Raw genomic sequence first — 25,475 nt, 5'->3', positions numbered from 1 at the left:
ACGACGCCCGGAGGTGGTGGCGCACCCGCATTACCGGCGGGGTGTCCCCCGTCTCCTACGGGCCGAACGGATCGGGCCGGCGTTCCAGCAGCTTGTGCAGGGTCTGCTGGATGGTCTCCCGCACCTGGTCGGCGAGGTTGAACACGACCAGCGGATCGTCGGCCGAGTCGGTCAGGTGCGCGGTGGGGATCGGCGGGCAGAACTCGATCAGCCACTTGCTGGGCAGCGGCACCATGCCCAGCGGGCCGAGCCACGGGAAGGTCGGGGTGATCGGGAAGTACGGGAGCTTGAGCAGCCGGGCGAGCGGCTTGACGTCGGCGAGCATCGGGTAGATCTCCTCGCCCCCGACGATCGCCACCGGCACGATGGGCGTGCCGGTGCGCAGCGCCGCCGACACGAAGCCGCCCCGGCCGAAGCGTTGCAGCTTGTAGCGCTCCGCGTACAGCTTGCCGATGCCCTTGAAGCCCTCGGGGAAGACGCCGACCAGCTCCCCGGTGCCGAGCAGGCGCTCGGCGTCCGGATTGCAGGCCACCGTGCCACCCGTCTTGCGGGCGATCTCCGACACCACCGGCATCCGGAAGACCAGGTCCGCCCCGAGCAGGCGGAGGAACCGGTGCGCCGGGTGCCGGTCGTGCAGCACGGCCGAGAGGATCAGCGCGTCGAGGGCGACGGTGCCGGAGTGGTTGCCCACGACCAGGCCGGCGCCGTCGGCGGGCACGTTCTCCAGGCCGCTGACCTCGGTACGGAACCAGTCCCGGTAGAGCAGTCGCAGCAGCGGGTGGAACACCGCCTCGGTGATCTGCGGGTCGAAGCCGAACTCGTCGACCTCGTACTCCCCGGCGAGCCGCCGGCGCAGGAACGCCAGCCCGTTGGCCACCTTGCGGTCCCAGTGGTCGCCCGGGCGGTCCGGCACCGCCGGCCCACCCGGCACCGCGGCGGCGCGCTCGTCGGCACCGGTGCTCCCGGCACCGGCCGGGTCGCCGGCCGCGGTCACGGCCGGCTCGTCGGTCGCCGCCGTGTCCAGCTCGTCCGGCACCGCCGCCGGCTCGTCCGTCGCCAGCGGCTCGTCCGTTGTCACCAGGGGCTCGTCGGTCGCGGCCGGGTCCAGCTCGTCGGGCACGGCCATCGAGCCGGTCGCCGCGACGGGCCGGTGGCCGTTGGTCCGCGCCGGCTCCGCCGCCGGGTCCGGCACGGCCAGTGGTACGTCGTACCGGCCGTCGCCGCCGGCGGGCTCGCGCCGGGGCCGGCCGGTCACGACCGCTCCCGGGCGGCGGCCCGGACCTGCCGGATCCCGTCCAGCACCAGCCGCTCGGCGGCGACGAGCTGGTCCCGGGTCACCACGACCCCGCCCCGGTGCGCCCGGATGAAGTCGTCGAACGCGGCGGCGGTGGAGCGCGGCGTGAAGCCGTACTCCCGCTCCAGCCGGCCGGTGTCGACGACCCGGCCGTGCACGAAGAGGTCGACCTGGTCGAGCCCGATGCGACCGAAGCCGAGGCTGCGCGCGAGCGCCGCCGCCCCGGACAGGCCCGGTTCGAGAACCGGCATCGCGACGCGGCCGGCCCGCCGGATCGCCTGGGAGAGGGCCAGCACGCCGGGACCGGCGACGTTGTACGTCCCGGGATGGTCCTCGACGATCGACCGGTGCAGCACCTCCAGCGCGTCGTCGAAGTGCAGGAACTGCAGGCGCGGGTCGCGGCCGAAGACGGTGGGCACCACCGGCTGCGAGAAGTAGCGGGTCAGCGTGGTGTCGGCGGTCGAGCCGATGAACGGCGCGAAACGCAGGACGGTGGCGGTCACGTCGGGCCGGCGGCGGCGGAAACCTCGCACGTACCCCTCGATGTCCAGGATGTCGCGGCCGAAACCACCGCGCGGAACCTCGCGCGGCTCGGTCTCCTCGGTGAAGACGGCCGGGTCACGGAACGAGGCCCCGTACGCGGCGGTCGACGAGCGGACGACGAGCTTGCGCAGCCGGGGAGCGCGCTGGGCTGCGGCGAGCAGCTGCATCGTGCCGATGACGTTCTGCTCTTTCATGGCCGCCCGGCCGCCGTGTTGCGGGTCCGGTGCGCTGACCAGCGCGAGGTGCACGACGGCGTCCACGTCGAGGTCGGCGAGCAGGCCACCGATCGAGCCGGCGTCCACGCGGACACGCTCGACGCGGTCGAGCAGGTCGGCCAGGTCCGCGCCGGGCTCGGGCGGGTCGACGCCGATGACGCGTTCGATCCGCGGGTCGGCGGCGAGCCGGGCCGCGACGTGGGCGCCGAGGTAGCGGCTCACCCCGGTCACGACGACGACCCCCGGAGCACCAGGGGTGCCACCGGGGGTCATGTCTCGCACCTCCCCCGGCAGGCGGGATCGAGCCGGGACGTCCACGGCCTGATCACCTGAGCCTCCGAGGGTCGACAGTTGGCGGGTGACGACGGTGCCGGGCCGGGCCCGGCACCGGTCACTTGCCGAGACGGCGACGCTGGACGCGGGTCTTGCGCAGCAGCTTGCGGTGCTTCTTCTTAGCCATGCGCTTGCGGCGCTTCTTGACCACCGAGCCCATACGACAGCCTTTCGATGCAACGTGCGGGGCGGACCGGATGACGCCACGGGTGACACCGGCGACCGCTTGCGGACAACGGACCGGACCAGCGGGAGAGGCGGCGGAGCGCACCTGCGGTCACGGTCGGGGTCCAGGGTAGCCGGAGAGCCTCAGCAGGACCAACGCGGCCCCTCGATGCCCGTCACGCCGGCTGGTCCGCCTGCGCCGGCGGCGGCTCAGGCGGTTTCCTGAAAGGCACCGCGCAGGTATTCGTGCACGGCGTGCTCGGGGACGCGGAACGACCGGCCGACCCGGACCGCGGTGAGTTCACCGCTGTGCACCAGGCGGTAGACCGTCATCTTCGACACCCGCATGACCGTCGCCACCTCGGCGACGGTCAGGAACTTGACCTCCGACAGCCGACCGTCGGACTGCGACCCGGCCATGGCTCACCGACCCATCCCATGCCCGGCGCGCCCCATCCGGCGGGGAGCCTCCGACCGGACCGGCGACGCGCGTGTTACCAGTACGGTAGCGGGGCCGCTGTGACCGGCGCGATCCCTTCGTACAACTGATCATAATTCGCACGGGTGTCCGACCGCCTGTTACATCGTTTACCGGCTTCGCGGGCCGCTCGTCCCGGATCGCGGCACCTTGTCCGGGTCGCGGAGTCACTCTGAGCGCAGGGCCACCACGGGATCGAGCCGCCCGGCGCGTTGGGCCGGCACCACGCCGAACACGATCCCCACCGCCGCCGAGACGCCGAACGCCAGCGCCAGCGACCACCACGTCACCGCGGCCGGGATCGGCGACACGGCGGCCACGGTCAGGGCCGTACCGACCCCGAGGGCCATGCCGGTCAGACCGCCGATCGAGGTGAGCAGCACCGCCTCCAGCAGGAACTGCACGCCGATGTCGCGCGGCCGGGCGCCGACCGCCTTCCGCAGCCCGATCTCCCTCGTCCGCTCGCGGACCGAGACCAGCATGATGTTGGAGACACCGACGCCGCCGACCAGCAGCGAGATGCCGGCGATCGCGGCCAGCACCCCGGTGAGGATGCCCAGGATGTCGCCGAGGACACCGAGGATCTGCTCCTGGGTGACAGCGCTGAACTCGGTCCCCGGGTGCCGGCGGCTCAACTCGGCGACGATCCGCGCGCCCAACTCGTCGATCCGCTCGCGGTCCGGCGCCTTCACCGCGATGCCGTCGACCCGCTGCGTGCCGTAGAGCCGCTGCGCGGCGGTGACCGGCACGTGGACCTCGTCGTCCCGGTCCACGCCGAGGCTCTGGCCGAGCGGGGCGAAGACCCCGATCACCCGGAACCGGACCCCGGAGACGGTGACCTGCTGCCCGACCGGATCGCGGTCGGGGAAGAGCGCCCGCGCCACCGACGCGCCCAGCACCGCCACCCGGCGGCTGGTGTCCACGTCGGACCCGGTCAGGTAGCGGCCCCGGGCCAGCTCGCGGGTGAACACGGACGGGGTGGTCTCCAGGACGCCCTGGACCGTGCTGAAGTCCGACCGGGCGCCCGCCCGGACGGTGGCGCCGGAGGCCACTGTGACGGCCACCCGGTCGGGGTCACCGACCACCCGGGACACCGCGTCGACGTCGTCCAGGGTCAGCGGGGAGAGCGCGGGCGCGGAGCCCACGTCGATCCGGCCGGGTACGACCAGCAGCAGGTTCGAGCCCAGCCCCTCGACCTGCTGCTCGACCGTCTGCTTGGTCCCGGTGCCGATGGCCACGAGGATCACCACCGAGGCGACGCCGATGATCACACCGAGCATGGTGAGGGCGCTGCGCAGACGGTTGGCGCGCAGCGCGTCCAGCGCCACCCGCCAGGCCTCGGCCAGCCTCACCGGGCGGCCCCCTCGCCGGCCGGCACACCGGGCCCCCCACCCGCGGGCGCCGCACCCGCGCGGCGCCCGGTGGCGCCGGCGGCGCCACCGGTGCCACCGGACGGGTGCCCCGGACCGCTTCCGGACGCGGACCGGGACTCCGCGCTGGGAGCGGGCACCAGTGTGTCAGGCGCCCCGGCGTCTCCCGACACCGGTGGATCATGACGCTCGTCGGCGCTGTCCGCCACGACCACCCCGTCGCGCATCGCGATCCGCCGGCGGGCCCGCGCGGCCACCTCGTTGTCGTGGGTGACCATCACGAGTGCCACGCCGGACTCGGCGTTGAGCCGTTCCAGCAGCCCCAGAACGGCCGCGCCGGTGACGCTGTCGAGGTTGCCGGTCGGCTCGTCGGCCAGCAGCACCGTCGGATCGGTGACCAGGGCGCGGGCGATCGCCACCCGCTGCTGCTCGCCGCCGGAGAGCTGGTTCGGTCGGTGGTCGAGGCGGTGCCCGAGGCCGACCCGGCCGAGCATGGCGGCGGCCCGCTCCCGCCGCTGCCGGGCGCCCACCCCGCGGTAGACCAGGGGCAGGGCCACGTTGTCCACCGCGGAGGTACGGGGCAGCAGATGGAACGCCTGGAAGACGAAGCCGATGGTCTCGTTCCGCAGCGCGGCGAGTTCCCCGGCGGAGAGGCGGCCCACCTCCCGGCCACCGATCGCCAGGCGGCCGGCGGTCGGCCGGTCCAGCCCGCCGAGCAGGTGCATGAGGGTGGACTTGCCGGAACCGGACGGCCCGACCAGCGCCACGTAGTCGCCCGGCGCGACGGTCAGCGAAACCCCGCGCAGCGCCGGCACCGAGACGCCGTCGAGCTGGTACGTGCGCGACACGTCCACGGCCTCGATCGCCGGGGCGGTCATCCCAGCTCCTGGCCGTCGCGGACCTGGTCGGCGCCCCGGACCACGACCCGATCGCCGGCCTGCACCCCGCGGACGATCTGCACCAGGTCCTGGCCCTGGACCCCCACCGTCACCGCGGCCCGCTCGGCCCGGCCGTCGCGTACCACCCACACCACGTCCCGCCCGTCGGCGGAGAAGACGGCCGACGCCGGCACGGTGACCGCGTCGGTGGCCTCCCGTACCTGGAGGCGGACCACCGCGTTCATGCCGGGTCGCGGGATCGGCGCCGGCTCGCCCTCGCCGAACCGGCCCGCGCCGAGGGCCAGCCGCACCCGGTAACCCACCCCACCACGGGCCGACGTGGTGGGCAGGACGTCGACCGAACGGACCGTCGCCTCGTACGTGGCGCCGGGGACCGCGTCCAACTCGACGGTCGCGGCCAGCCCCGCCTTGACCAGCAGGACGTCGGTCTCGTCCACCTCGGCGAGCAGCCCGAGCTGGCCGGTGTCGACGATGGTCAGCACCGGCGTTCCGGCGGTGACCAGGCCGCCCACCGGGACGGCGACGTCCACACCGGGCGGCGGGCCGGCCGGCACGGGCCGGAGCGCCGACGGGTCCAGGCCGGTCGCCGCACCCCCGCCGAGCAGCCCGGCCAGCGCGTCCGGCGGGACACCGCCCCCGGTGGTCGTGCCGCCCGCCTGGAGGACACCGCCGATCGGGGCGCGCAGCGTCAGCGCGTCGACGGTCGCCTTCGCCAGGTCGTACGCCTGCTGGGCCTGGAGCCACTGGGCGGTGGCGAGCGCGCCGACGGCCGCGTTGAGGTTGCTCACGCCGCGCTGCACCGCGCGCACGGCGCGGTCGGCGGCGCGCGCGGCGCTCTCGTACCGCTGCTGGGCGTCCCGGACCTGGAGCAGCAGCGCCTCCCGCAGCTGCGGGTCACCGATCTTCGCCGCCGCGGCGCGGGCCGCCGCGTACGTCTCGTCGGCGGCGCGGTCGGTGCCCCGCAGCCCCCCGGTCAGGTCACCCCCGCCACCACCGCGCCCGGCCCGCCTCGCGGCGGCGAGCGCCTCGCGGGCCTGGCGGAGCCGCTCCTCGGCCTGCGGTGAGTCGATGACGGCGAGCACCTGCCCGCGCCGGACCCGCTGGCCGGGCTGCACGCGGAGGCTCGCCAGCGTCCCGTCGGCGGCGGCGGTGAGGGTGGCGGCGGCGCGGGCGGTCACGGTGGCCGGCGCGTCGACGACCTCGGCGACGGCGGTCCGGCCGGCGGCCGCCAGGGCGACCGGTGATTCCTTTCCACCGCACGAGGCGGCGGTGGTGCCGGTCAGGACGACGACCGCGAGGAGAGCGGTGAGCAGGCGGGGGCGGAAGCGCGTGGCTGCGGGCAGCCGCGGCGGGTCGGGGCGGCGCACGAGCCCCATGCTACGAGGGCACGTCGACGGACGACGATGCGGTTCAGGTGACGGAGCGGGCGTACCCGACGCACTCGTCGTGCAGGACGCTCCAGGGGGTGTCGAACACCTCGTCGGCGGCCTCGTCGAGCGACCGTCCCTCGTGCGCCACCACCCGGAAGAATGCGAGCAACCGCTCGATGCCGAACCGGTCCACCAGGTGCTGGACCGCCAGGTAGGCGAGCCCGTAGCTGCCGGAGACCCGGTCGGCCGGTGCGTTGTGAGCCGGCGCGAGGCGGTCGAGCCGCCCGGACCAGTCCCCGGTGACCAGCCGCCGGACGTCCGCCAGCCCGTCGTACCGGTCGACCGGCCGGCCGTCGACGCCCGCGTACTCGGCCACCCCCTCGACCAGCCACCACGTCCGCGCGCCCGGATAGCCGGCCTCGGGCATGGTGGCGGCGTGGGTCAGCTCGTGGCGGAGCAGGTCGTCGAGTCCGGTCTCGGTGGCGCTGTCGGCGTTCAGCACGACCTCGTGGTGGCCGCCACCGACGGTGACCGCGTACCCCGCCGTCCAACCGGCCCGGCCGCCGCCGTACCAGCGCTTCCACTCGGCGCGCCCCGCGTGGAAGATCCGGTACCGGTCCGGCGTCCGCCCGTCGACGGCGTAGGTGTCGGCGATCCGGGCGGCTGCTTCGGCCCGCGCCAACAGGTCGGGCAACCGCTTACGCTGCGCCGGCGTGGTGGCGACGACGGTACGCTCGCCGACCGCCACGACCAGGTCGCTGACCTCCCACGGCCGAGTGCCGGCCGACCTCGACGCGGAGGGCTCGACGGCGAGCAGCCGGGGTTGCGCGGCGTCCCGCCAGCGGGTGGCGGCCAGCACCGGGCTGGTCCGGCAGTCCGGCACGGCGAAGCAGTACCGGAACTCGACCATCACCCGCCACTCGCCCGGCCGGCCCTCGACCGGCGTCGGCAGGCCGTCCGGCCGGGCCTGCCAACCGGTGACCCGCAGCGCCCGCAGCGCGGTGAAGCGACGCCGCAACTCGGCCTGGACGGCCGGCTCGGCGACGGCCAGCCAACCCGCCCAGTCGCCGCGGAGCAGGGCGGCCGACTGGCGGTCGAGCTGCGCGTCGACCCGCTCGGCGAACTGGCGGGCGACGACGGTCGCCGGGTCGACGGCCGCCACGGCGGGCACGTTGCTGCCCCGCCCATCGGCCACCAGCGCCACCGGCAGGCCGCAGGCCAGCAGCACCACCACGGCCGCCAGCGCCGTCCACAGCGCCCAGCGGCGCGACCGGCGCGGTGACGTCAGGGGTACGGCCACCGGCGCCCGCTCCGCGCCGTCCCCGGCCGCGCCCTCCCCGGGCGGGGCCGGCACCCGGAAGGCGGGTTGCGGCGGGTCGGGTTCTCCCGACCCGGCGTTGCCTTGGCATGCCGCATCCGGCACGGCCGCCGCCGCGCCGTCGGTCACGGGTGTGCCCTCAGTCACCGCCGAAGGGTACGGCCCCGTCAGCCGGCCCCGCGAGCATGTCTCACCCCCGCCCGGGCGACCCTCCCTCGCCGCCTTTGCTCTGCTTCAACCCGCGCAACAGGTTCCGGCGGATCCCATTGCGTTGGTTGAAGCAGAGCAAAGGGAACGGGCAGAAGGTGTGACGCCGAGGACGCCCCACACCGGCCACCGGCTCCCACCGAGGGCAGCGCGAGACGGGTCAGCGCGTCGGCCAGGAGCGGAATGCGGCGTCGAGACCGTCGAGCAGCCGCTCGAACGAGCGGTCCACGTCCTGCGGCAGCCCGAACCCGCCCGCCGCCTCCAGGGACACGAAGCCGTGCACGGCGCTGCGGAACATGCGTACGGCGTCGACGGCCGGCTCGCCGGTCACCCCGTACCCCCGGAGGACGGCGTAGACGACGCCGACCGCGCGCTCCCCCGCGGCCCGGTGCTCCGGATCCGCCGGGTCGGGCACCCGCTGGGCCGCCGGATAGCGGCCGGGGTGCCGGCGGGCGTACGCGCGGTAGGCGGTGGCGACCGCGCGGAGCGCGTCGGCGCCGGCGTGCCCGGCGGCGGCCGCGGTCATCTCGTCGGCGAGTTCGGCGGTGGCCAGCGCGGAGAGGCGCTGGGCGAGCGCGTCGGCGCCCCGGACGTGCTTGTAGAGGCTCGGCAGCGCGACGCCGAGCCGGGTGGCCAGGGCGGCGAGGGTGAGCCGGTCGTGGCCGACCTCGTCGGCGAGCCGGGCCGCCTCCCGCACGACGGTGTCCGGGGTGAGGCCGGCCCTAGGCACCGGCGGTCACCGCCAGGAACTCGACGAGCGGGGCGGCGGTCGCCTGCGGGCTGTCGGCGTGCGGGTAGTGGCCGGCGTCGTCGATCATCCGCGCCTCGGCGGTGGCGAAGAGCCGGCGGGCGGCGCGCGCCTCCGCGCCCGGGTCGGGGAAGTCGGGGTCCCTGGTCCCCATCAGCACCAGCACGGGTTGCCGGACCTGCGGCGCCCGGGCGGTCCAGTGCGGCTCGACGGGCACGATGACGCCGCGGGTCGCGGCCATCCGGCCGGGCTCGCGAAGCGTGGCCACCATCGCCTTCCGGTACGCGGTGTCGTCGGCCGGCCGGCGCACGGGGAAGAGCGTGCGGTGGAACGCGCCGAACAGCCGCGGGCTGCGCAGCACCGCGAACTGGGCCAGCCGCAGCACCGGGTTCAGCTTGGCCTCACCGACGAACGCGCCGATCTGCACGATGCCGTTGACCAGCTCCGGGGCGTCGGTGGCGGCGAAGACCACGGCCGCCGCGCTGGACGAGCTGCCGACCAGGGTGGCCGGTCCGCCGCCGAGGTCGCGGACGACCGCGAGGAGGTCGGCGCCGACCTCGGCGGGGGCGTACGTGGGCCAGCCGGTGCTGGACGCGCCGTGCCCGCGCACGTCCGCGGCCGCCACCCGGTAGCCCGCCTCGACCAGCAGCGGCACGAGGTGCCGGAACGCGCCGCGATTTTCCCCCATGCCGTGCGAGAGCACGACCAGCGGGCCCTGCCCGTGCACCTCGTACGCGATCCGTCCGCCCGGGCGCCCCACAAAGCTAACAGTCATAGCTAGAAGGCTAATGCCATTAACCACCGCCCGTCAAGCGACCCTCGGAAAAGACGGACGGGCCGGTGGCGACCAGGAGGTCACCACCGGCCCGTCGACGGTGTCGCGACGCTACTTCTTCGACGCCAGGGCGCGGGCGAAGAACGCCAGGTTGGCGGGGCGCTCGGCGAGACGGCGCATGAGGTAGCCGTACCACTCGTCGCCGTAGGGGACGTAGGTGCGCACGGTGTAGCCCTCGCCGACGAGACGCTTCTGCTCCTCGGGCCGGATGCCGTACAGCATCTGGAACTCGAACCGCTCCGGGCCGCGGTCGAACCAACGGGCCCGGTCCTCACCGATCGCGATCAGCCGGGGATCGTGGGTGGCGAGCATCGGGTACCCGTCACCGGACATCAGGATGTTCAGGCAGCGGACGTACGACTTGTCCACCTCGCGAACGGACTGGTAGGCCACCGACTCGGGCTCCTTGTACGCGCCCTTGCACAGCCGCACCCGGGAGCCGGCGCCGGCCAGCTCGCGGCAGTCCGACTCGGTGCGCCGCAGGTACGCCTGGAGCACCGCCCCGGTCGACGGGTAGTCCTTGCGCAGCTTGGCGAGGATGTCCAGCGTCGAGTCGGTGGTGGTGTGGTCCTCCATGTCCAGGGTGACCGTGGTGCCCGCCGCGTCGGCCGCCGCGCAGATCGCCCGCGCGTTGTCGTACGCGAGCTGCTCGTCGAACATCTGGCCCAGCGCGGAGAGCTTGACGCTCACCTCGGCGGCCGGGGTGAGGCCGGCGGCGGAGAGCATCCCCAGCAGCTTCAGGTACTCGTCCCGGGTGGCGTTCGCCTGCTCGGGGGTGACGGTGTCCTCGCCGAGGTTGTCGAGGGTGACCGCGAGACCGTCGTCGACGAGTACGCGGGTCGCGCGCAACGCGTCGTCGGTCTTGGCGCCGGCGACGAACCGGCGTACGACGTCCCGGGTGAACGGGGCCGTCGCGACAAGCCGCTCGACCTGGGATGACCGGGAAGCGGCGAGGATGACGGAACGGAGCATGAGCTGAGCGTAACGCCAGCACGGCGAGCCGCGCCGGTCGGCGGCCGGGGGTGTGGCGGGGCACCCACGGCGGCGTTAACAAGGGTCCCTTCCACCTCACGAAGCGATAAGAGGGGGCCCTTCCTTGCACCTGCGAGTCTGATCACCGACGGCTACGCGTGGCTCCTGCCGCGCTACATCGACGCGCCACGCGGCTCGTGAGTCGTCTACCGTTGGTGGGGTGAACTTCGACGCGTACGCCCGGACCGGCGTTGATCTCGTCAACGCGCGGCTGGACGACCTCGACGCCCTGCGGGCCCTCTTCCCCGACGACAACGCGTGGATGCGCGACGAGGTGTCGGAGCGGGACCTCGCGATCTTCCGGCGGGCGCAGAAGCGCCTGCGCGACGTCTTCGAGTACGGCACCTCCGGGCGGGACGCCCAGGCGGTGGCCGAACTGAACACGCTCCTCGAGGCGTACCCGGTGCAGCCCCGCATCTCCGGCCACGACTCCAGCGACTGGCACATGCACGTCACCAGCCGCGGCGCCTCGGTGAGCGCGGAGTACCTGGCCGGTGCCGTCTGGGGCCTGTCGGTCTGGCTCTGCGAGTACGGCAGCGCCCGGTTCGGGGTGTGCGCCGACGAGCGCTGCGGCAACGTCTACCTGGACACCTCGTCGAACTGCTGCCGGCGGTTCTGCTCCGAGCGCTGCGCCACCCGCTCCCACGTGGCCGCGCACCGCGCCCGGAAGCGGGCGGCGGTCGGCGAGCAGGTCCCGGTGGCGGCCCAGCCCACCGCCCCGGCCGACTCCCTGACGCCGGTCAGCTGACCTCGACGTCCCGTCCGGCCGGCAACCGCCGGCCGGGCTGGTCGACGCTCAGGCGTCGACCGGGGACGGGGTGCCGAGGTGCTGCCGGGCGAACTCGAGCGCGGCCCGCAGGTCGGCCTCGCGGTCGGCGCGGCTCTTCGCCCCCCGGGTCGACACCTCCACCGCCACCGAGCCGGTGAAGTTCCGGCCGGCCAGGGACCGCAGCAGCTCGGCGCACGGCTGGGTGCCCCGGCCCGGCACCAGGTGCTCGTCGCGTCCCTCGCCGGTGCCGTCGCCCAGGTGGACGTGCGCCAGGCCGGCGCCCATCCGGTCCGCCATCTCCAGCGAGTCGGTGTGCGAGGCGGCGCAGTGGGACAGGTCGAGGGTGTACGACGGGTAGCCGGTCTCGGTCGGGTCCCAGCCGGGCACGTACGGGACGAACTGCCGGCCGGCCATCCGGACCGGGTACATGTTCTCCACCGGGAACCGCAGCCCGCCGAACCGCTCGGTCACCTCGTGCAGGCCCTCGGCGAAGGTGCGCGCGTACTCCCGCTGCCAGGTGAACGGCGGGTGCACCACCACCGTCGGGGCGCCGAGGGTCTCGGCCAGCTCACCGGAGCGTCGCAGCCGCTCCCACGGGTCGGCGCTCCACACGCGCTGGGTGACCAGCAGGCACGGGGCGTGGACGGAGAGCACCGGCACGCCGTAGTGCTTGGCGAGCCCGGCGAGCGCCCCGGCGTCCTGACTCACGGCGTCCGTCCAGACCATGACCTCGACGCCGTCGTAGCCGAGCGCCGCGGCGAGCTGGAACGCCGCCGCCGTCCGCTCGGGGAAGACCGACGACGTGGACAGGAGCACCGGGACGCGGGAAGTCACACCGTCGAGGGTAGCGGGCGTCGATGGGACCTTCAGGACGAGTGTCCGCAAACTCCGCAGCGGCTCCGCGCACGTCACATCGGCGCGAGCTGATCCAGCCGGCGCAGGATGACGCCCTCCCGCAGCGCCCAGGGGCAGACGTCCAAGGCGTCGACGTCGAGGCGGCGCATCACCGCCTCGGCGACGACCGCGCCGGCGAGGAGCTGGTGGGCGCGGCCCACACTGACCCCCTCCAGCTCGACGAGCTGCGCCGGGGGGATGTGCCGGATGAAGCCGAGCACCTGCCGCAACCCGGAGCGGGTCAGTTGGCGGCGGACCCACAACCCCGCTCCGGAGGGGGCCGCCCCGGCGAGCCGGGCCAGCGTACGGAAGGTCTTGGAGGTGGCGACCGGCCGATCCCAGCCCACCTCGGTCAGCTGCTCGACCACCTTGTCGAGCCGGCCGTCCACGTACGCCCGCAGCTCCTCCACCAGCTCGGCCGACGGCGGCGCGGCGCTGTCCGGGGAGACCCGCAGGCGGTCGCGGGTGAGCCGGCCGGCCCCCAGCGGCAGCGAGACGGCGGCGTCCGGCTCCTCGTCGATGCCGGCCGCGATCTCCAGCGAACCGCCGCCGATGTCCAGCACCAGCAGGCGCCCCGCGGACCAGCCGAACCAGCGCCGCACCGCGAGGAAGGTCATCCGGGCCTCGTCCGCACCGGAGAGGACCTCCAGGCGTACGCCGGTCTCGTCGCGGACCCGGGCCAGCACCTCGGAGGAGTTGGTGGCGTCGCGGACCGCCGAGGTGGCGAATGCCATCAGGTCGTCGGCGTCCAGCCCCGCCGCGGCCTCCTTCGCCGTGGCGACCGCCTTCACCAGGGCGTCCGCGCCGGCGTCGGTGAGCGCGCCGTCCGGGCCGATCTGCTCGGCCAGGCGCAGCACCGCCTTCTCGGAGTGCGCCGGCCAGGGGTGGGCGCCCCGGTGGGCGTCGACCACCAGGAGGTGCACCGTGTTGGACCCGACGTCGAGGACACCCAGTCGCATGATGAGAACACTAGGGCCAACACGTTCGCCCGGCTCGCCGGCCCGGCCGCGACTCCGCGCGTACGCTGGGCCGGGTGACAGGGCAGATCGAACTCCACGTGCTGGTGGACGACCCGGCCGACCCCCGCAGCCGCGAGGTCCCGCTGGACTTCCCCCGCGAGTGGATCGAGTTCGTCGACCCGGCCGACGAGAAGCACGTGGTCCGGGCCGACCTGACGTGGCTGCTGTCCCGCTGGACGTGCGTCTTCGGTCGCGGCTGCCACGGCATCATCGCCGGCCGGGCCGCGGACGGCTGCTGCTCGCACGGCGCGTTCTTCACCGACTCGGACGACGAGAAGCGGGTCCGCGCCGCGGTGAAGCGGCTGACGCCGGAGACCTGGCAGCACCACCGGCGGGGCTTCAAGAACTGGACCGCCGACGACACCGTCGACGGCAAGACGCCGGCCCGCCGGACGGCCACCCGGGACGCGGACGGCCCGTGCGTCTTCCTCAACGACGCCGACTTCCCGGCTGGGGGCGGCTGCGCCCTGCACGCGCAGGCGCTGCGGGACGGGGTGCACCCGCTGGAGTACAAGCCGGACGTCTGCTGGCAGCTGCCGATCCGCCGGGACCAGGAGTGGGTCAAGCGGACGGACAACACCAAGGTGCTGGTGTCCACGCTGGGGGAGTTCGACCGCCGGGGCTGGGGCGCCGGTGGGCACGACCTGGACTGGTGGTGCACCTCGTCGACCGACGCGCACGTCGGCACCGAGCCGATGTACGTCTCGTACGGTCCGGAGCTGACCGCCCTGATCGGCGCCGCCGCGTACGCCAGGCTCGCCGAGCTGTGCGCGGCCCGGCTGCGCCAGGGCCTCGTCGCCCCCCACCCGGCCGACCCGACCTGACCCAGGCGACATGATCTTGGTAGCACTCTTGCTACCATCTTGGTCATGGCCATGACGCTCCGGCTGGACGACGATCGCGAACGTCAACTCCGTCTCGTAGCCGACGAGGAGGATCGGTCGATGCACGCCGTCGTCGTGACCGCGATCGACGACTACCTCGCCCGGCGAAACGCTCGACAGTTCAGCGACCTCGCCGACGAGGTCATCGAGCGCCACGCCACTCTCCTGGCCCGCCTGGCCGAGTGATGACGGAGACGTACTACCCCACTCTCGCCGACGTTGCCGGGATAGCTCGAAAGCTGGGTGTCGGCGTCCGGGACGTGGGCCTCGTCGAATCGGCCGTCGCGCGACCACAGACGAGCGTGTTCGGCGCCGACGCCTACCCCGACCTCTGGACCAAGGCGGCGTCGCTGCTGCACTCGCTGGTCAACAACCACCCGTTCCTGGACGGCAACAAGCGGATCGGCTGGATCGTGGCGATCACCTTCCTGCTCCAGAACCGCGTCGTGACCGTCGCCCAACTGGACGGGGTTGACCAGGACGTGGCATACGACCTGGTCATTAGCGTCACGGAAAGTCGACTGACGGAGGTCGACGACATCGCCGCCGCCCTGCGCAAGCTGTTCTGACTGCGCTGGGCACTCGGTCTTCGAGGTGAGCCCGTCCGCTGACGGAACGGGGGCCCGCGCGATCGGCGCGGGCCCCCGTTCCGGGTCCGTCAGGTCACGGCTCGAACTTGTAGCCCAGGCCGCGGACCGTGACGATGTAGCGCGGAGCGGACGGCTCCGGCTCGATCTTGGAGCGCAGCCGCTTGACGTGCACGTCCAGGGTCTTCGTGTCGCCGACGTAGTCGGCTCCCCAGACCCGGTCGATGAGCTGGCCCCGGGTGAGCACCCGGCCGGCGTTGCGCAGCAGCAGCTCCAGCAGCTCGAACTCCTTGAGCGGCAGCTGCACGGCACCGCCGTCGACGGTCACCACGTGCCGCTCGATGTCCATCCGGACCGGGCCGGCGGCCAGCGTCGGCGCCCCCGACTCGGTCGCCTCGGCGCTCTGCCGGCGCAGCACCGCCCGAATGCGGGCGACCAGCTCCCGCGGCGAGTACGGCTTGGTGACGTAGTCGTCGGCGCCGATCTCCAGGCCGACCACCTTGTCGATCTCGCTGTCCCGGGCCGTGACCATGATGATCGGCACGTGCGAGCGCTGCCGGAGCTGGCGGCACACCTCGGTGCCCGACATCTCGGGCAGCATCAGGTCGAGCAGCACGATGTCGGCGCCGGTCCGGTCGAACTCGGTGAGGGCGGAGGGGCCGGTCGCGGCGACGGAAACCTCGAAGCCCTCCTTACGGAGCATGTACGACAGGGCGTCCGAGAACGACTCCTCGTCCTCCACCACCAGAACGCGGCTCAACGGAAGATTCCTTTCATTGCTGTCAGACCTGCCGGGGCTCGGCCGAACCGGCCTCGATCCCAGCGGAGGGCAGTGTCGCCAGGAGGTCGTCCGGTGGACGGGCGGGCAGCCGGAGGGTGAACGTCGACCCCCCACCAAGAGTGCTCGACACCTCGACCCTTCCGCCATGGTTGCTGGCGATGTGCTTGACGATGGCGAGCCCGAGACCGGTGCCGCCGGTGGCACGGGACCGGGCCTGGTCGGCGCGGTAGAAACGCTCGAAGATCCGGTCGACGTCGGTCGGGGCGATGCCGATGCCCTGGTCGGCGACGGCGATCGTGACATGGTCGTCGTCCGCCCGGGCGGTGATGCGGACGGTGGTGTCCTCGCCCGAGTAGTTGATGGCGTTCTCGACCAGGTTCGACACCGCCGTGGCGAGTTGGGTGTCGCTGCCGTACATGGTCAGGCCCCGCTCGCCGTCGACCACCACGTCGATCCGACGGGAGCTGGCGCTGGTCCGCGTACGGTCGATGACCTCGGCGACCACCCAGTCCACCGCGACCGGCTCGGGAGCCGGCTGCGGCTCGGCGCCCTGGAGCCGGGTCAGCTCCAGCAACTCCTGCACCAGCCGCCCCAGCCGGGTGGACTCGTGCTGGATGCGCTCGGCGAACCGGCGCGCCGCGACCAGGTCCTCGGAGAGCTCCGGTTGCCCCTCGCCGCCGGGCTCGGTGGCGTCCAGCAGCGCCTCGGCCAGCAGTTGCAGGGCACCGATGGGGGTCTTCAGCTCGTGACTCACGTTGGCCACGAAGTCGCGCCGGACCCGGGCGACGCGGTGCGACTCGGTCACGTCGGCGGCCTCGACCGCGATGTAACCGGCACCGAGCCCCATCGCCCGCAGGTGCACGCCCAGCGGGTTCTCCCCCGCGTTGTCGCGCCCCCGGGGCAGGTCCAGCTCGATCTCGCGCCGTACGCCGGTGCGCCGGACCTGACCGGCGAGCGTACGGATCAACGGGTGGGCGGCGATCGAACCCGGCGAGGCGCCCGTACGGAGCAGCCCCATCGCGCGGGCCGCCGGGTTGACCAGGACGGGCACGTCGTCGGGGTCGAGCACGACGACACCGGCCCGGAGGGAGTCGATCGTCCGGCGGCCGAGGCCGGACTGCGGATCCTCGGCGATCGCGCGCCTCCCCCTGCTCCAGAGGAAGCCGGACCAGCGGCTCCCCGTCGAGGCGGCACGGACGCCCAGCGCCGGGACGAGCCGGGACAGCAGCACCCCGGCCGCCAGCCCGGCCACCACGCCCACGGCCACCGCGACCGTCACCGCCCACTCCACGCGGCGATCGTAGGGTCATTGTTAACCTGGCGACCTCCCAGAACGGGACGAACCCCCCTCGCTTCCGGGAAAGTTCACCGATGCGTCCGGCGTCGTTCACCTGGGTTCATCTGCGGTCCGCCCGTCCGACCTACCGTGGGCCGCGCACCTGACTGCCACCCCGCCGGCACCGGCCGGCGGCACCGACCACAGGACGTGATCATGCGCGAGGAGTTCCGGGCCGATCTGCAGCTCGTCAGCCAGCTGCTGGTGGACATGGCGGAGGGGGTCCGCGCCGCGATGCGGCAGGCCACCCGGGCCCTGCTCACCGCCGACCGGGCGGCTGCGGAGACGGTGATCCAGGGGGACGCGGAGATCGACGACCTCTACCGCCACGTCGAGGAGCGGGTGTGCGACCTGCTCGCCCGGCAGGCGCCGGTCGCGTCCGACCTGCGGATGATGATCACCGCGCTGCACGTCGCCGCCGACCTCGAGCGCATGGGCGACCTGGCCGACCACGTGGCGAAGACGGCGCTGCGGCGGCACCCGTCGCCGGCCGTACCGGCGGAGCTGCGGCCGATCTTCACCGACATGGCCGGCATCGCGGACCGGATGGGCGCGAAGATCGCCACCGTGCTGGCCAAGCCCGACGCCGACCTGGCGGCCGAACTGGACCGCGACGACGACGCCATGGACGACCTGCACAAGGGCCTGTTCGGCGTGCTGCTCGGCGACGACTGGCCGTACGGGGTGGAGACCGCGATCGACGCGACCCTCCTGGGGCGCTTCTACGAGCGCTTCGCCGACCACGCGGTGAACGCCGGCGAGCACGTCGTCTACCTGATCACCGGCGAGTCGACACCCTCCGCCTGAGGCGCAAGGAAGGGCCCCCTCCTAACGCCTGGCGTTGTAGAGGGGGCCCTTGTTAACACTCGAACGCGTCAGCGGCCCTGGTTGGCCACCGCGGCGGCGGCCGCCTTCGCCGCCTCCGGGTCGAGGTAGGTGCCGCCCAGCTTGTGCGGTCGCAGCTCGGAGTCGAGGTCGTACCGCAGCGGGATCCCGGTCGGGATGTTCACCTTGGCGATCTCCTCGTCGCTGATCTGGTCGAGGTGCTTGACCAGGGCGCGCAGCGAGTTGCCGTGCGCCGCCACCAGCACCGTCCGACCGGCCAGGATGTCCGGCACGATCGAGTCGTACCAGTACGGCAGCATCCGCTCGACGACGTCCTTCAGGCACTCGGTGCGCGGCATCAGCTCGTGCGGCAGCAGCTTGTAGCGCGGGTCCCCGACCTGCGACCACTCGTCGTCGTCCGCGATGGGCGGCGGCGGCGTGTCGTACGAGCGGCGCCACAGCATGAACTGGTCCTCGCCGTACTCGTCGAGGGTCTGCTTCTTGTTCTTGCCCTGCAGGGCGCCGTAGTGGCGCTCGTTGAGCCGCCACGACCGGCGTACGGCGATCCACTGCCGGTCGGCCGTGTTCAGCGCCAGCTCGGCGGTGCGGATCGCCCGCCGCAGCAGGCTGGTGTGCACCACGTCCGGCAGCAGGTCGTGCTCGCGCAGCAGCTCACCGCCGCGGCGCGCCTCCGCCTCGCCCTTGGCGGTCAGGTCGACGTCGACCCAGCCGGTGAAGAGGTTCTTCGCGTTCCAGTCGCTCTCGCCGTGCCGCAGCAGGACCAGCGTCCCGACGGTGGGCCCATCGCTAGCAGTCATGCCGATCATCCTGCCGCACCGGCGTCCGGCCCGCGCGCGAAGGGTCGTGACGACCACCACGTGGAAATTCCGGTGACCACCGCCCGGCGGCGACACTAGGTTGTAAGGCGCTGCGATGACACCGGTCATTACGAATACGGGGGCGCCGACGTGCGGACGATGCGGGGTTGGTTACAGGACACGGCCGGCGGACTGCCCCGGACCTTCTGGTACCTGTGGGCCGGCACCCTGATCAACCGGCTCGGCTCGTTCGTCCTGGTCTTCCTCGCCATCTACCTGACGCAGGCGCGGGGCTTCTCCGCCTCCCAGGCCGGCCTGGTGCTGGGCCTCTGGGGCGTCGGCGGCGCGGTCGGCACCACCGTCGGCGGCACCCTGACGGACCGCTGGGGCCGCCGCCCGACCCTGCTCACCGCCCACCTCGGCGCCGCGACCATGATGCTGGGTCTCGGCTTCGCCCGGGACCTGTGGGCGGTCGGGCTCGGCGCCCTCCTGCTCGGCCTCTTCGCCGAGGCGGCGCGTCCCGCGTTCGGCGCGATGATGATCGACGTCGTTCCGGAGAAGGACCGGCTGCGCGCGTTCTCCCTGAACTACTGGGCGATCAACCTCGGCTTCGCCTGCGCCGCCGTACTCGCCGGCGTCGCGGCCGAGGCGGGCTACCTGCTGCTCTTCGTGGTCGACGCCGCCACCACCCTGGTCACCGCGATGATCATCTTCCTCAAGGTCGGGGAGACCCGCCGGCCGGTGGTGGCCCTCGCCGGACGGCCGGCGGCACCGGTCGGGGCGCTGCGCACCATCCTGGCCGACCGCGTCTACCTCGGTTTCGTAGCGTTGAACCTCTTCAGTGCCCTGGTGTTCCTCCAGCACATCTCGATGCTGCCGATCGCCATGGGCGACTCGGGTCTCAGCCCGGCCACGTACGGCTCGGTGATCGCCCTGAACGGGGTGCTGATCGTGGTGGGCCAACTCTTCGTCCCGCGGCTGATCAAGGGGCGCAGCCGCTCGCACGTGCTCGCCGTGGCGGCGGTGGTGATGGGCGTCGGGTTCGGCCTGACCGCGTTCGCCGGGACCGCCTGGTTCTACGGCCTGACCGTGCTGATCTGGACCGTCGGCGAAATGCTCAACTCGCCGTCCAACGCCACCCTGATCGCCGAACTCTCCCCCACCGAACTGCGGGGCCGCTACCAGGGCGTCTTCTCGCTGTCCTGGCAGGTGGCCGGTGCCGTCGCGCCGATCCTCGGCGGCCTGGTCCGGGAGCAGGCGGGCAACACCGCGCTGTGGCTGGGCTGCGCTGTGATCGGTGGGCTGATGGCGGTGGCGCACCTGATCTCGGGGCCGGCCCGTGAGCGTCGCGCCACCGCCCTCCGCACGGCGGCGCCGGTGGTCCCGGCCGTCGCGCTCCGCCCGCCCGCGCCGGAGGCGGCCGAGGCGGCGGCGACCGCACCGGCCGCTCCGCTCCCGGGCGCGGCCGACGGGGGTACGCGCACCAGCACGGTCACCACCGGTTGAGGCGTGACGCGCGACACGCTGGCGCGGGCGGGTTGACCTTCCTACGGTCGGGAACGGTTCGCTCAGGAAACCAAACTGTTCGGAGGGCACGTGCTGCGCCGCTGGCTGCACGACACCGCCGGCGGGCTTCCCGCCACCTTCTGGTACCTCTGGGCCGGCCTTCTGATCAACCGCGCCGGCGCCTTCGCCATGCTCTTCCTCTCGCTCTACCTCACCGCGGCACGCGGGGCGAGCGAGAGCCTGGCCGGAGCGGTGGTCGGGGCGTACGGGCTGGGTGGAGCGGCCGGCGTCCTGCTCGGCGGGGTGCTCGCCGACCGCTGGGGGCGGCGGGCCACCCTGCTCGCCGCCCACCTGGCGACGACCGCGCTGATGGTCGCGCTCGCGTTCAGCCGGCACCTGCTGGTCATCGCGGTGCTCAGCGCCCTGGTCGGGGTGGCCCACTCGATGCCCGGCCCCGCCTTCGTCGCCGCCATCGTCGACGTGGTGCCCGAGGAGCGCCGGTCGCGGGCCTTCAACCTCCAGTTCTGGGCCTTCAACCTCGGCATGGCGGTCGCGTCGCTGCTCGCCGGCGTCCTCGCCGAGGCGAGCTTCCTCGCGCTCTTCCTGGTCGACGCCGGGGCGACCCTGATCGCGGCACTGGTGATCGCCGCGAAGGTGCCCGAGACGCTGCCGGACGCCCGCCGCGCGCGCCGGCCGGTGGATCATCTCGGGCGGGCGGACCAACTCAGGCGGGCGGACCGGCCCGGGCGGGTACGGCGGCCGGGGCTGCACACGGCGCTGACCGACCGGGTGTTCCTGGCCTTCGTCGGGCTGACCTTCGTGCTGGCCGTGCTGACCATGCAGACCTCCACGATCATGCCGCTCGCCATGCGGGCGGACGGGCTGCGCCCCTCGGCGTACGGCGCCGTGGTGGCGCTCGGCGGGGTGCTCATCGTGGTGGGGCAGCTCTTCGTACCCCGGCTGATCGACCGGCACCGCAAGGACCACGTGCTGGCCGTCTCGACGGCGCTGCTGGCGGCGGGTTTCGCGGCCCTCGCCGTCGCCGACGACCTCTGGGTCTACCTGGCCGCGGCGGTGGTCTGGACGGTGGGCCAGATGCTCGCCGCCCCGCCCAACGCGCAGATCAACGCCGACCTGGCCCCGCCCGAGCTGCGGGCCCGGTACCAGTCGGTCTTCTACCTCGCGTTCCCGGCGGCGTCGTTCGTCGCGCCCACCCTCGGCGGCGTGAGCCTCCAGTACCTCGGCGAGCGGCACTGGCTGATCGTCGGCGCCCTGGGCCTGCTCGCCGCCGGCTGTCACCTGCTCGCCGGCCCGCCGCGCGAGCGCCGCGTCGCCGCCCTGCGCCGGACCCTGGCGGCCCGCCGCGAGCCCGCCCTGGCGACGGACCGCTGACCGCCCCTCCCGCGCCGCCGCCCTAACCTGGCGGCGCAACTTCGGGGAAAGAGTGGCCTCGACGCGCTCGCAGGGCACTCTTTCCGGAAGTTGTCCGGATCTTGGCAGGCGCGAGGGGGTGATCGTCGCGGCTGCCCGCACGCGCGAAACGCCCACCACGACGACATCGTGGTGGGCGTTTCGCGCGTATGACCGGCGGCGGCGGGCGGCACTCACCCCCGTAAGCGGCACCCGCTCGCGCCGCCGGTCCAAACAGGTGGCCACCGTCCCCCAACGGTGCTGGTCCACCCGTCCCCCGCACCTCGCTCGTTGCACGGATCTGATCGATCCTCCGCTCCCCCGAACGGAACCGAGCGCAGCGCGGTGCAATAAAGTTAGTTCGCCCGGATTGCGGATTCAACCTGAACCGGCTGTCTCGCCGGTCACAGCACCGGTGTCCCACCCGGGGTGTCCGCTGTCACGGGTCCTGCTGTGGCCAACAGCGCATACCCGTGACTCATTCCCGCAAACACCTCAGGCGTCTTCCCGATCGGGTGACTCGGTCCGGAAGAAGTTGCTCTGCCGGCCGTCCCGCATCTGCTCCTGGTAGATCAGGTTCAGCTTCCGCTGGTCGAAGGTCTGGAACCACTCCTCCCACGTGATCTCCCGTACCCGGCTGCTCTCGCGGTAACCCGGCATGTTGAACGTCAGCACGCCGGCGCGGCCCTCCCGTTCGGTGCCCGCGATCGTGGCCGGTCTCGCGTTGCGCTGCTGGGCCCACTGTCGGATGACGGCGTGGTTGGTGGTGACCAGGCTGCGGCCGGGTCGCTCGGGCCGGTCGGCCGGCGAGGAGATGACCTGCGACGACAGGACCGACCGGGACGTGGTCCGCCCGGTCCGCACCCCCGTGCCCCGGCCGGACGGGGCCGCTGCCGCCTTCGTCGCGGGCGTGGTCTTCGCCGCCGCGGTCTTCCTCGCGGGCGCCGTCTTCTTCGCCGCCGTGGTCTTCCTCGCCGGTGGCGCCTTCTTCGCCGCCGCCGTCTTCCTCGCGGGCGCCGTCTTCCTCGCCGGTGCCGCCTTCTTCGCCGCCGCCGTCTTCCTCGCGGGCGCCGTCTTCTTCGCCGCCGCCGTCTTCCTCGCCGGTGGCGCCTTCTTCGCGGCCGCCGTCTTCCTGGCCGGCGCCGCCTTCTTCGCCGCCGCCGTCTTCCTCGCGGGCGCCGCCTTCTTCGCCGGTGCCGCCTTCCTCGCGGCCGCCGCCTTCTTCGCCGGTGCCGCCTTCCTCGCGGCCGCCCTCTTCACCGCCGTCGTCTTCTTCGCCGGCGCCGCCTTGCGAGCCGCGGCCCTCTTCACCGCGGCCTTCTTCGCGGGCGCGGCCTTGTTGGCGGGCACGGCCTTCGCGCGGGCCGGTGCCGCCTTCGCGGTACGCCCGGCCGCCTTCTTCGTCGCCGCCGCGCGGCCCGCCGACGCCTTCGTGCCGGCCGCCCGGCCGGCGGGGCCGGTGCTCGTCCGGGCCGCCCCGCCACCGCGCCGCGCCGACCGCAACGCCTTCGCCAGGGTCTTCACCAGTTCCGGCTTGCGCAGTGCGGAGACGCCGGACACGCCGTGCCGGCGCAACTGCCCGCGGATCTCGTCCACCTTCATGCGGGAGATCGCGGTCTCGGAGATGTCCGGTGTGTTCGGGGTCTGGTTCCCCGCCTGCCGTCCGGTCCGGGTCGCAGTCCCACCGCGACCTGAGCTGCTTCGCTGAGCCATGGGACGCTCACGCTCCTCGACAGTCCGTCCTCGGCACGCGGCGGGTCCCAAGTGCCGCACCGCGCGGTGCGGCATACCCGTCAGGACCGGTCCGAACCTCCGGCGGCCGGGCCGGTACCCGCGGCGGCCGGGCCGTTGTCTGCGGCAACCGGGCCAGTGCTCGCGGCGGAGGGTTCGAAGAGGTGCGCGAACGCGGCGAGGTTCGCGGTCGATTCGCCGCGCTTGACCCGCCACTCCCATTCCCTGCGGATCGAGGTGCCGAAGCCGATCTCCAGCATCGTGTCGAAGGACTCGTCGGCGTACGTCAGCACCACTCCGAGCAGCCGGTCAAGCTCGTCGGCGTCGACGCCCGCCGGGTTGACCCGGCCGGTCAGGTAGACGTCGCCGACGGCGTCGATGGAGAAGGAGACCGCGTACATGCGGGCGTTGCGCTGAAGCAGCCACGCCCAGAGCTCCTCGCGGCGCTCGTCCGGCTGGCGCATGACGAACGCTTCGACCCGCAGGGCGTGCTCGCCGACGATCAGGTTGCAGACCGTCTTGAGCTTGTGGGTGCCGGGCAGGGTGACCGCGTACGAGTTCAGGCCGGTGGACTCCCAGGCCAGGTCCCGCTCGTCGCAGACCGACTCGATCAACGCCCCGAGATCGCTCTTCCCGCTCATCGCACCACTCTACGGTCGCCCCGACCGCCCCGCGCGGCACCGGTTCACCAGGAGCAGGTGACCAGCTCGGACGTCAGGCGGGCGCGCTGCTCGGACATCGCCTCGCCGTAGACGTCGAGCAGGCCGGCGACGGTGCGGTCCCAGGAGAAGTTGCGGGCGTGCCGTTCCGCGGCCCGGGCCAGCTCCGCCCGGCGGCCCGCGTCCGGCAGCAGCCGCGCCAGCGTACGGGCCCAGTCGACCGGGTCGTGGCTGCTCACGAGGACGCCGCTCACCTGGTCGCGGACGGCGGTGACCAGGCCGCCGACCGCGGCCGCCACGACGGGCGTGCCGCAGGCCTGCGCCTCCAGCGCCACCAGCCCGAAGCTCTCGTTGTACGACGGCACCGCCACCAGGTCGGCGGCCCGGTACAGGGCGGGCAGGGCGTCACCGGTCCGCGGCGGCAGGAAGCGCACCCGGTCGGTGACGCCGAGCGAGGCGGCCAGCTCGATCAGTGCGGTCGGCCGGTCGAGCCCGCTGCCGCTGGGGCCGCCGCAGATCACCACGGTCATCTCGTCGGCGAGCGCCGGTTCCCGCTCCCGCAGGGCGGCCACCGCGCGGATCAGCACGTCGGGTGCCTTGAGCGGCTGGATCCGGCCGACGAACGCCACCACGTACCCGCCGGCGGGCAGGCCGAGCTGGCGGCGGGCGTCCGCGCGGGCCCGCTCCCGGTCACCGGCGGCGGGCCGGAAGCGGGCCAGGTCCACGCCGGGCTCCACGACGGCGACGCGGGTCGGGTCGGCGTCGTACCGGTCGATGAGGTCGCCGGCCTCCACCTTCGTGTTGGCGACCAGGCGGTCGGCCTCGGCGACGACCTGCTCCTCGCCGATGACGCGGGCCTTGGGCTCCGGCCGGTCCCCGACCGCGAGCTGCGCGTTCTTCACCTTGGCGAGGGTGTGCGCGCTGTGCACGAGCGGCACGCCCCAGCGTTCCTTGGCGAGCCAGCCGACCTGACCGGAGAGCCAGTAGTGCGAGTGGATCAGGTCGTAGTGGCCCGGTGGGCGGGAGGCCTCGGCGCGCAGCACCCCGGCGGTGAACGCGCAGAGCTGGCCGGGCAGCTCCTCCTTGGTCAGCCCCTCCAGGGGACCGGAGGTGATGTGCCGGACGTGGACGCCGGGCACCATCTCGACCACGGGGGGCAGGTCGCCGGAGGTCGCCCGGGTGAAGATCTCCACTTCGACGTCCGCCTCGGCCAGCCGCCGGGCGACCTCGACGATGTAGACGTTCATCCCGCCGGCGTCGCCGGTGCCCGGCTGGTGCAGCGGTGAGGTGTGCACGGAGAGGGTGGCGATGCGGCGGGGCCGCGGCCACGGGCGGGCACCTCGCTGACGACCGACACCGGTGTGCTGTTCCGCCACGTCCCGCTCCCTCTGTCACGGTTGTTGCCGTTCCGCACGACCGGCGCTTCTCGGTCAACCCCGACGCCGGATG

Annotated in this window: 26 protein-coding genes and 1 pseudogene; 7 read left to right on the top strand and 20 right to left on the bottom strand. The window is 73.6% G+C overall.

The genetic code is table 11. The features are described 5' to 3' along the window. Positions 1-55 precede the first annotated feature (55 nt). From ACN26Y_RS10510 to ACN26Y_RS10460, 11 genes are all read right to left on the bottom strand, one after another. Positions 56-931, bottom strand: coding sequence for a lysophospholipid acyltransferase family protein (locus ACN26Y_RS10510; RefSeq protein WP_366598290.1), 876 nt, complete (start codon positions 929-931; stop codon positions 56-58). A 320-nt stretch (positions 932-1,251) separates the two neighbouring features. Next, positions 1,252-2,325 carry an NAD-dependent epimerase/dehydratase family protein gene (locus ACN26Y_RS10505; protein WP_155330115.1) on the bottom strand — a complete coding sequence of 358 codons (1,074 nt, stop codon included), beginning with the start codon at positions 2,323-2,325 and terminating at the stop codon, positions 1,252-1,254. 118 nt (positions 2,326-2,443) lie between these two features. After that, a complete protein-coding gene (locus ACN26Y_RS10500; RefSeq protein ID WP_007465623.1) occupies positions 2,444-2,545 on the bottom strand; it encodes a 30S ribosomal protein bS22 in 102 nt (33 codons plus the stop codon). Positions 2,546-2,760: 215 nt separating this feature from the next. Further along, positions 2,761-2,970, bottom strand: a complete 210-nt coding sequence (locus tag ACN26Y_RS10495; RefSeq protein ID WP_007465625.1) for a helix-turn-helix domain-containing protein — start codon at positions 2,968-2,970, stop codon at positions 2,761-2,763. Positions 2,971-3,195: 225 nt separating this feature from the next. Then, positions 3,196-4,380: an ABC transporter permease gene (locus ACN26Y_RS10490; protein WP_422734665.1), complete on the bottom strand. Its 1,185-nt coding sequence runs from the start codon at positions 4,378-4,380 to the stop codon at positions 3,196-3,198. Then, a complete protein-coding gene (locus tag ACN26Y_RS10485; RefSeq protein ID WP_422734664.1) occupies positions 4,377-5,276 on the bottom strand; it encodes an ABC transporter ATP-binding protein in 900 nt (299 codons plus the stop codon). The genes ACN26Y_RS10490 and ACN26Y_RS10485 overlap by 4 nt, the downstream gene beginning before the upstream one ends. Next, positions 5,273-6,673 (bottom strand): efflux RND transporter periplasmic adaptor subunit, encoded by a 1,401-nt coding sequence (locus ACN26Y_RS10480; protein ID WP_422734662.1) that lies wholly within the window; start codon positions 6,671-6,673, stop codon positions 5,273-5,275. Before ACN26Y_RS10480 ends, ACN26Y_RS10485 begins: the two co-directional genes overlap by 4 nt. Before the next feature lie 34 nt (positions 6,674-6,707). Beyond that, positions 6,708-8,132, bottom strand: coding sequence for a hypothetical protein (locus ACN26Y_RS10475; RefSeq protein ID WP_422734661.1), 1,425 nt, complete (start codon positions 8,130-8,132; stop codon positions 6,708-6,710). Between the two features lie 220 nt (positions 8,133-8,352). Beyond that, positions 8,353-8,922, bottom strand: a complete 570-nt coding sequence (locus ACN26Y_RS10470; protein WP_155330112.1) for a TetR/AcrR family transcriptional regulator — start codon at positions 8,920-8,922, stop codon at positions 8,353-8,355. Next, on the bottom strand, positions 8,915-9,715 hold the full coding sequence (locus tag ACN26Y_RS10465) for an alpha/beta fold hydrolase (protein ID WP_155330111.1): 801 nt from the start codon (positions 9,713-9,715) through the stop codon (positions 8,915-8,917). The genes ACN26Y_RS10470 and ACN26Y_RS10465 overlap by 8 nt, the downstream gene beginning before the upstream one ends. 111 nt (positions 9,716-9,826) lie before the next feature. Then, positions 9,827-10,747: a proline dehydrogenase family protein gene (locus ACN26Y_RS10460; RefSeq protein WP_155330110.1), complete on the bottom strand. Its 921-nt coding sequence runs from the start codon at positions 10,745-10,747 to the stop codon at positions 9,827-9,829. Between the two features lie 220 nt (positions 10,748-10,967). Here ACN26Y_RS10460 and ACN26Y_RS10455 point away from each other — a divergent pair, with 220 nt between their 5' ends. After that, positions 10,968-11,555 carry a CGNR zinc finger domain-containing protein gene (locus tag ACN26Y_RS10455; RefSeq protein WP_155330109.1) on the top strand — a complete coding sequence of 196 codons (588 nt, stop codon included), beginning with the start codon at positions 10,968-10,970 and terminating at the stop codon, positions 11,553-11,555. A gap of 48 nt (positions 11,556-11,603) precedes the next feature. On the opposite strand, the gene ACN26Y_RS10450 is transcribed toward ACN26Y_RS10455, so the two are convergent. Further along, entirely contained in the window at positions 11,604-12,410 is an 807-nt protein-coding gene (locus ACN26Y_RS10450; RefSeq protein ID WP_155330108.1) for a sugar phosphate isomerase/epimerase family protein, read from the bottom strand. A 74-nt stretch (positions 12,411-12,484) separates the two neighbouring features. Next, a complete protein-coding gene (locus ACN26Y_RS10445) occupies positions 12,485-13,429 on the bottom strand; it encodes a Ppx/GppA phosphatase family protein (RefSeq protein WP_155330107.1) in 945 nt (314 codons plus the stop codon). Positions 13,430-13,503: 74 nt separating this feature from the next. Here ACN26Y_RS10445 and ACN26Y_RS10440 point away from each other — a divergent pair, with 74 nt between their 5' ends. Genes ACN26Y_RS10440 through ACN26Y_RS10430 form a run of 3 tightly spaced genes read left to right on the top strand, consistent with a single transcriptional unit; the run spans position 13,504 to position 14,942 of the window. Beyond that, positions 13,504-14,313 carry a hypothetical protein gene (locus ACN26Y_RS10440; RefSeq protein WP_155330106.1) on the top strand — a complete coding sequence of 270 codons (810 nt, stop codon included), beginning with the start codon at positions 13,504-13,506 and terminating at the stop codon, positions 14,311-14,313. A 45-nt stretch (positions 14,314-14,358) separates the two neighbouring features. Next, on the top strand, positions 14,359-14,559 hold the full coding sequence (locus tag ACN26Y_RS10435; protein WP_155330105.1) for a CopG family transcriptional regulator: 201 nt from the start codon (positions 14,359-14,361) through the stop codon (positions 14,557-14,559). Next, the gene (locus ACN26Y_RS10430) at positions 14,559-14,942 is read left to right on the top strand and encodes a type II toxin-antitoxin system death-on-curing family toxin (RefSeq protein ID WP_155334023.1); all 384 of its coding nucleotides are present in this window, start codon (positions 14,559-14,561) and stop codon (positions 14,940-14,942) included. The genes ACN26Y_RS10435 and ACN26Y_RS10430 overlap by 1 nt, the downstream gene beginning before the upstream one ends. Before the next feature lie 94 nt (positions 14,943-15,036). Here the strand turns inward: ACN26Y_RS10430 and ACN26Y_RS10425 are convergent, their stop codons facing one another. Together ACN26Y_RS10425 and ACN26Y_RS10420 are read right to left on the bottom strand one after the other, a co-directional pair. Further along, positions 15,037-15,720, bottom strand: a complete 684-nt coding sequence (locus ACN26Y_RS10425; protein WP_155330104.1) for a response regulator transcription factor — start codon at positions 15,718-15,720, stop codon at positions 15,037-15,039. Between the two features lie 22 nt (positions 15,721-15,742). Next, the gene (locus ACN26Y_RS10420; protein ID WP_155330103.1) at positions 15,743-17,032 is read right to left on the bottom strand and encodes a sensor histidine kinase; all 1,290 of its coding nucleotides are present in this window, start codon (positions 17,030-17,032) and stop codon (positions 15,743-15,745) included. Positions 17,033-17,233: 201 nt separating this feature from the next. Here ACN26Y_RS10420 and phoU point away from each other — a divergent pair, with 201 nt between their 5' ends. Continuing rightward, positions 17,234-17,884 (top strand): phosphate signaling complex protein PhoU, encoded by a 651-nt coding sequence (phoU, locus tag ACN26Y_RS10415; RefSeq protein WP_155330102.1) that lies wholly within the window; start codon positions 17,234-17,236, stop codon positions 17,882-17,884. Between the two features lie 68 nt (positions 17,885-17,952). Here phoU and ACN26Y_RS10410 read toward each other — a convergent pair whose 3' ends face one another. Next, a complete protein-coding gene (locus ACN26Y_RS10410) occupies positions 17,953-18,720 on the bottom strand; it encodes a phosphoglyceromutase (RefSeq protein WP_155330101.1) in 768 nt (255 codons plus the stop codon). A 150-nt stretch (positions 18,721-18,870) separates the two neighbouring features. On the opposite strand from ACN26Y_RS10410, the gene ACN26Y_RS10405 reads away from it, so the two are divergent. Beyond that, positions 18,871-20,226, top strand: a complete 1,356-nt coding sequence (locus ACN26Y_RS10405) for an MDR family MFS transporter (protein WP_155330100.1) — start codon at positions 18,871-18,873, stop codon at positions 20,224-20,226. A gap of 93 nt (positions 20,227-20,319) precedes the next feature. Next, positions 20,320-21,618 carry an MFS transporter gene (locus tag ACN26Y_RS10400; protein WP_155334022.1) on the top strand — a complete coding sequence of 433 codons (1,299 nt, stop codon included), beginning with the start codon at positions 20,320-20,322 and terminating at the stop codon, positions 21,616-21,618. Positions 21,619-22,131: 513 nt separating this feature from the next. Here the strand turns inward: ACN26Y_RS10400 and ACN26Y_RS10395 are convergent. The 4 genes and pseudogenes from ACN26Y_RS10395 to mshA all read right to left on the bottom strand — a co-directional run bounded on the left by ACN26Y_RS10395 (position 22,132) and on the right by mshA (position 25,402). Beyond that, entirely contained in the window at positions 22,132-22,500 is a 369-nt protein-coding gene (locus tag ACN26Y_RS10395) for a hypothetical protein (protein WP_422735007.1), read from the bottom strand. A gap of 552 nt (positions 22,501-23,052) precedes the next feature. Continuing rightward, positions 23,053-23,349: pseudogene (locus ACN26Y_RS10390) on the bottom strand (hypothetical protein); the annotation flags it as partial. An 80-nt stretch (positions 23,350-23,429) separates the two neighbouring features. Beyond that, entirely contained in the window at positions 23,430-24,008 is a 579-nt protein-coding gene (locus ACN26Y_RS10385; protein ID WP_155330098.1) for a YbjN domain-containing protein, read from the bottom strand. A 44-nt stretch (positions 24,009-24,052) separates the two neighbouring features. Continuing rightward, on the bottom strand, positions 24,053-25,402 hold the full coding sequence (gene mshA, locus ACN26Y_RS10380; protein WP_422734660.1) for a D-inositol-3-phosphate glycosyltransferase: 1,350 nt from the start codon (positions 25,400-25,402) through the stop codon (positions 24,053-24,055). Positions 25,403-25,475: the final 73 nt, after the last annotated feature.

Source organism: Micromonospora sp. WMMD558, assembly GCF_049315255.1.
Classification (GTDB): domain Bacteria; phylum Actinomycetota; class Actinomycetes; order Mycobacteriales; family Micromonosporaceae; genus Micromonospora.
The sequence above is the reverse complement of the archived record's forward strand: the minus strand, read 5'-3'. Positions and strand labels throughout refer to the sequence as shown.

Excerpts from the sequence above, each read along its gene's own strand:
- ACN26Y_RS10505 (WP_155330115.1), bottom strand. The coding sequence starts at position 2,325 with ATGACCCCCGGTGGCACCCCTGGTGCTCCGGGGGTCGTCGTCGTGACC.
- ACN26Y_RS10500 (WP_007465623.1), bottom strand. The coding sequence starts at position 2,545 with ATGGGCTCGGTGGTCAAGAAGCGCCGCAAGCGCATGGCTAAGAAGAAG.
- ACN26Y_RS10495 (WP_007465625.1), bottom strand. The coding sequence starts at position 2,970 with ATGGCCGGGTCGCAGTCCGACGGTCGGCTGTCGGAGGTCAAGTTCCTG.
- ACN26Y_RS10485 (WP_422734664.1), bottom strand. The coding sequence starts at position 5,276 with ATGACCGCCCCGGCGATCGAGGCCGTGGACGTGTCGCGCACGTACCAG.
- ACN26Y_RS10480 (WP_422734662.1), bottom strand. The coding sequence starts at position 6,673 with ATGGGGCTCGTGCGCCGCCCCGACCCGCCGCGGCTGCCCGCAGCCACG.
- ACN26Y_RS10465 (WP_155330111.1), bottom strand. The coding sequence starts at position 9,715 with ATGACTGTTAGCTTTGTGGGGCGCCCGGGCGGACGGATCGCGTACGAG.
- ACN26Y_RS10460 (WP_155330110.1), bottom strand. The coding sequence starts at position 10,747 with ATGCTCCGTTCCGTCATCCTCGCCGCTTCCCGGTCATCCCAGGTCGAG.
- ACN26Y_RS10445 (WP_155330107.1), bottom strand. The coding sequence starts at position 13,429 with ATGCGACTGGGTGTCCTCGACGTCGGGTCCAACACGGTGCACCTCCTG.
- ACN26Y_RS10435 (WP_155330105.1), top strand. The coding sequence starts at position 14,359 with ATGGCCATGACGCTCCGGCTGGACGACGATCGCGAACGTCAACTCCGT.
- ACN26Y_RS10430 (WP_155334023.1), top strand. The coding sequence starts at position 14,559 with ATGACGGAGACGTACTACCCCACTCTCGCCGACGTTGCCGGGATAGCT.
- phoU (WP_155330102.1), top strand. The coding sequence starts at position 17,234 with ATGCGCGAGGAGTTCCGGGCCGATCTGCAGCTCGTCAGCCAGCTGCTG.
- ACN26Y_RS10410 (WP_155330101.1), bottom strand. The coding sequence starts at position 18,720 with ATGACTGCTAGCGATGGGCCCACCGTCGGGACGCTGGTCCTGCTGCGG.
- ACN26Y_RS10385 (WP_155330098.1), bottom strand. The coding sequence starts at position 24,008 with ATGAGCGGGAAGAGCGATCTCGGGGCGTTGATCGAGTCGGTCTGCGAC.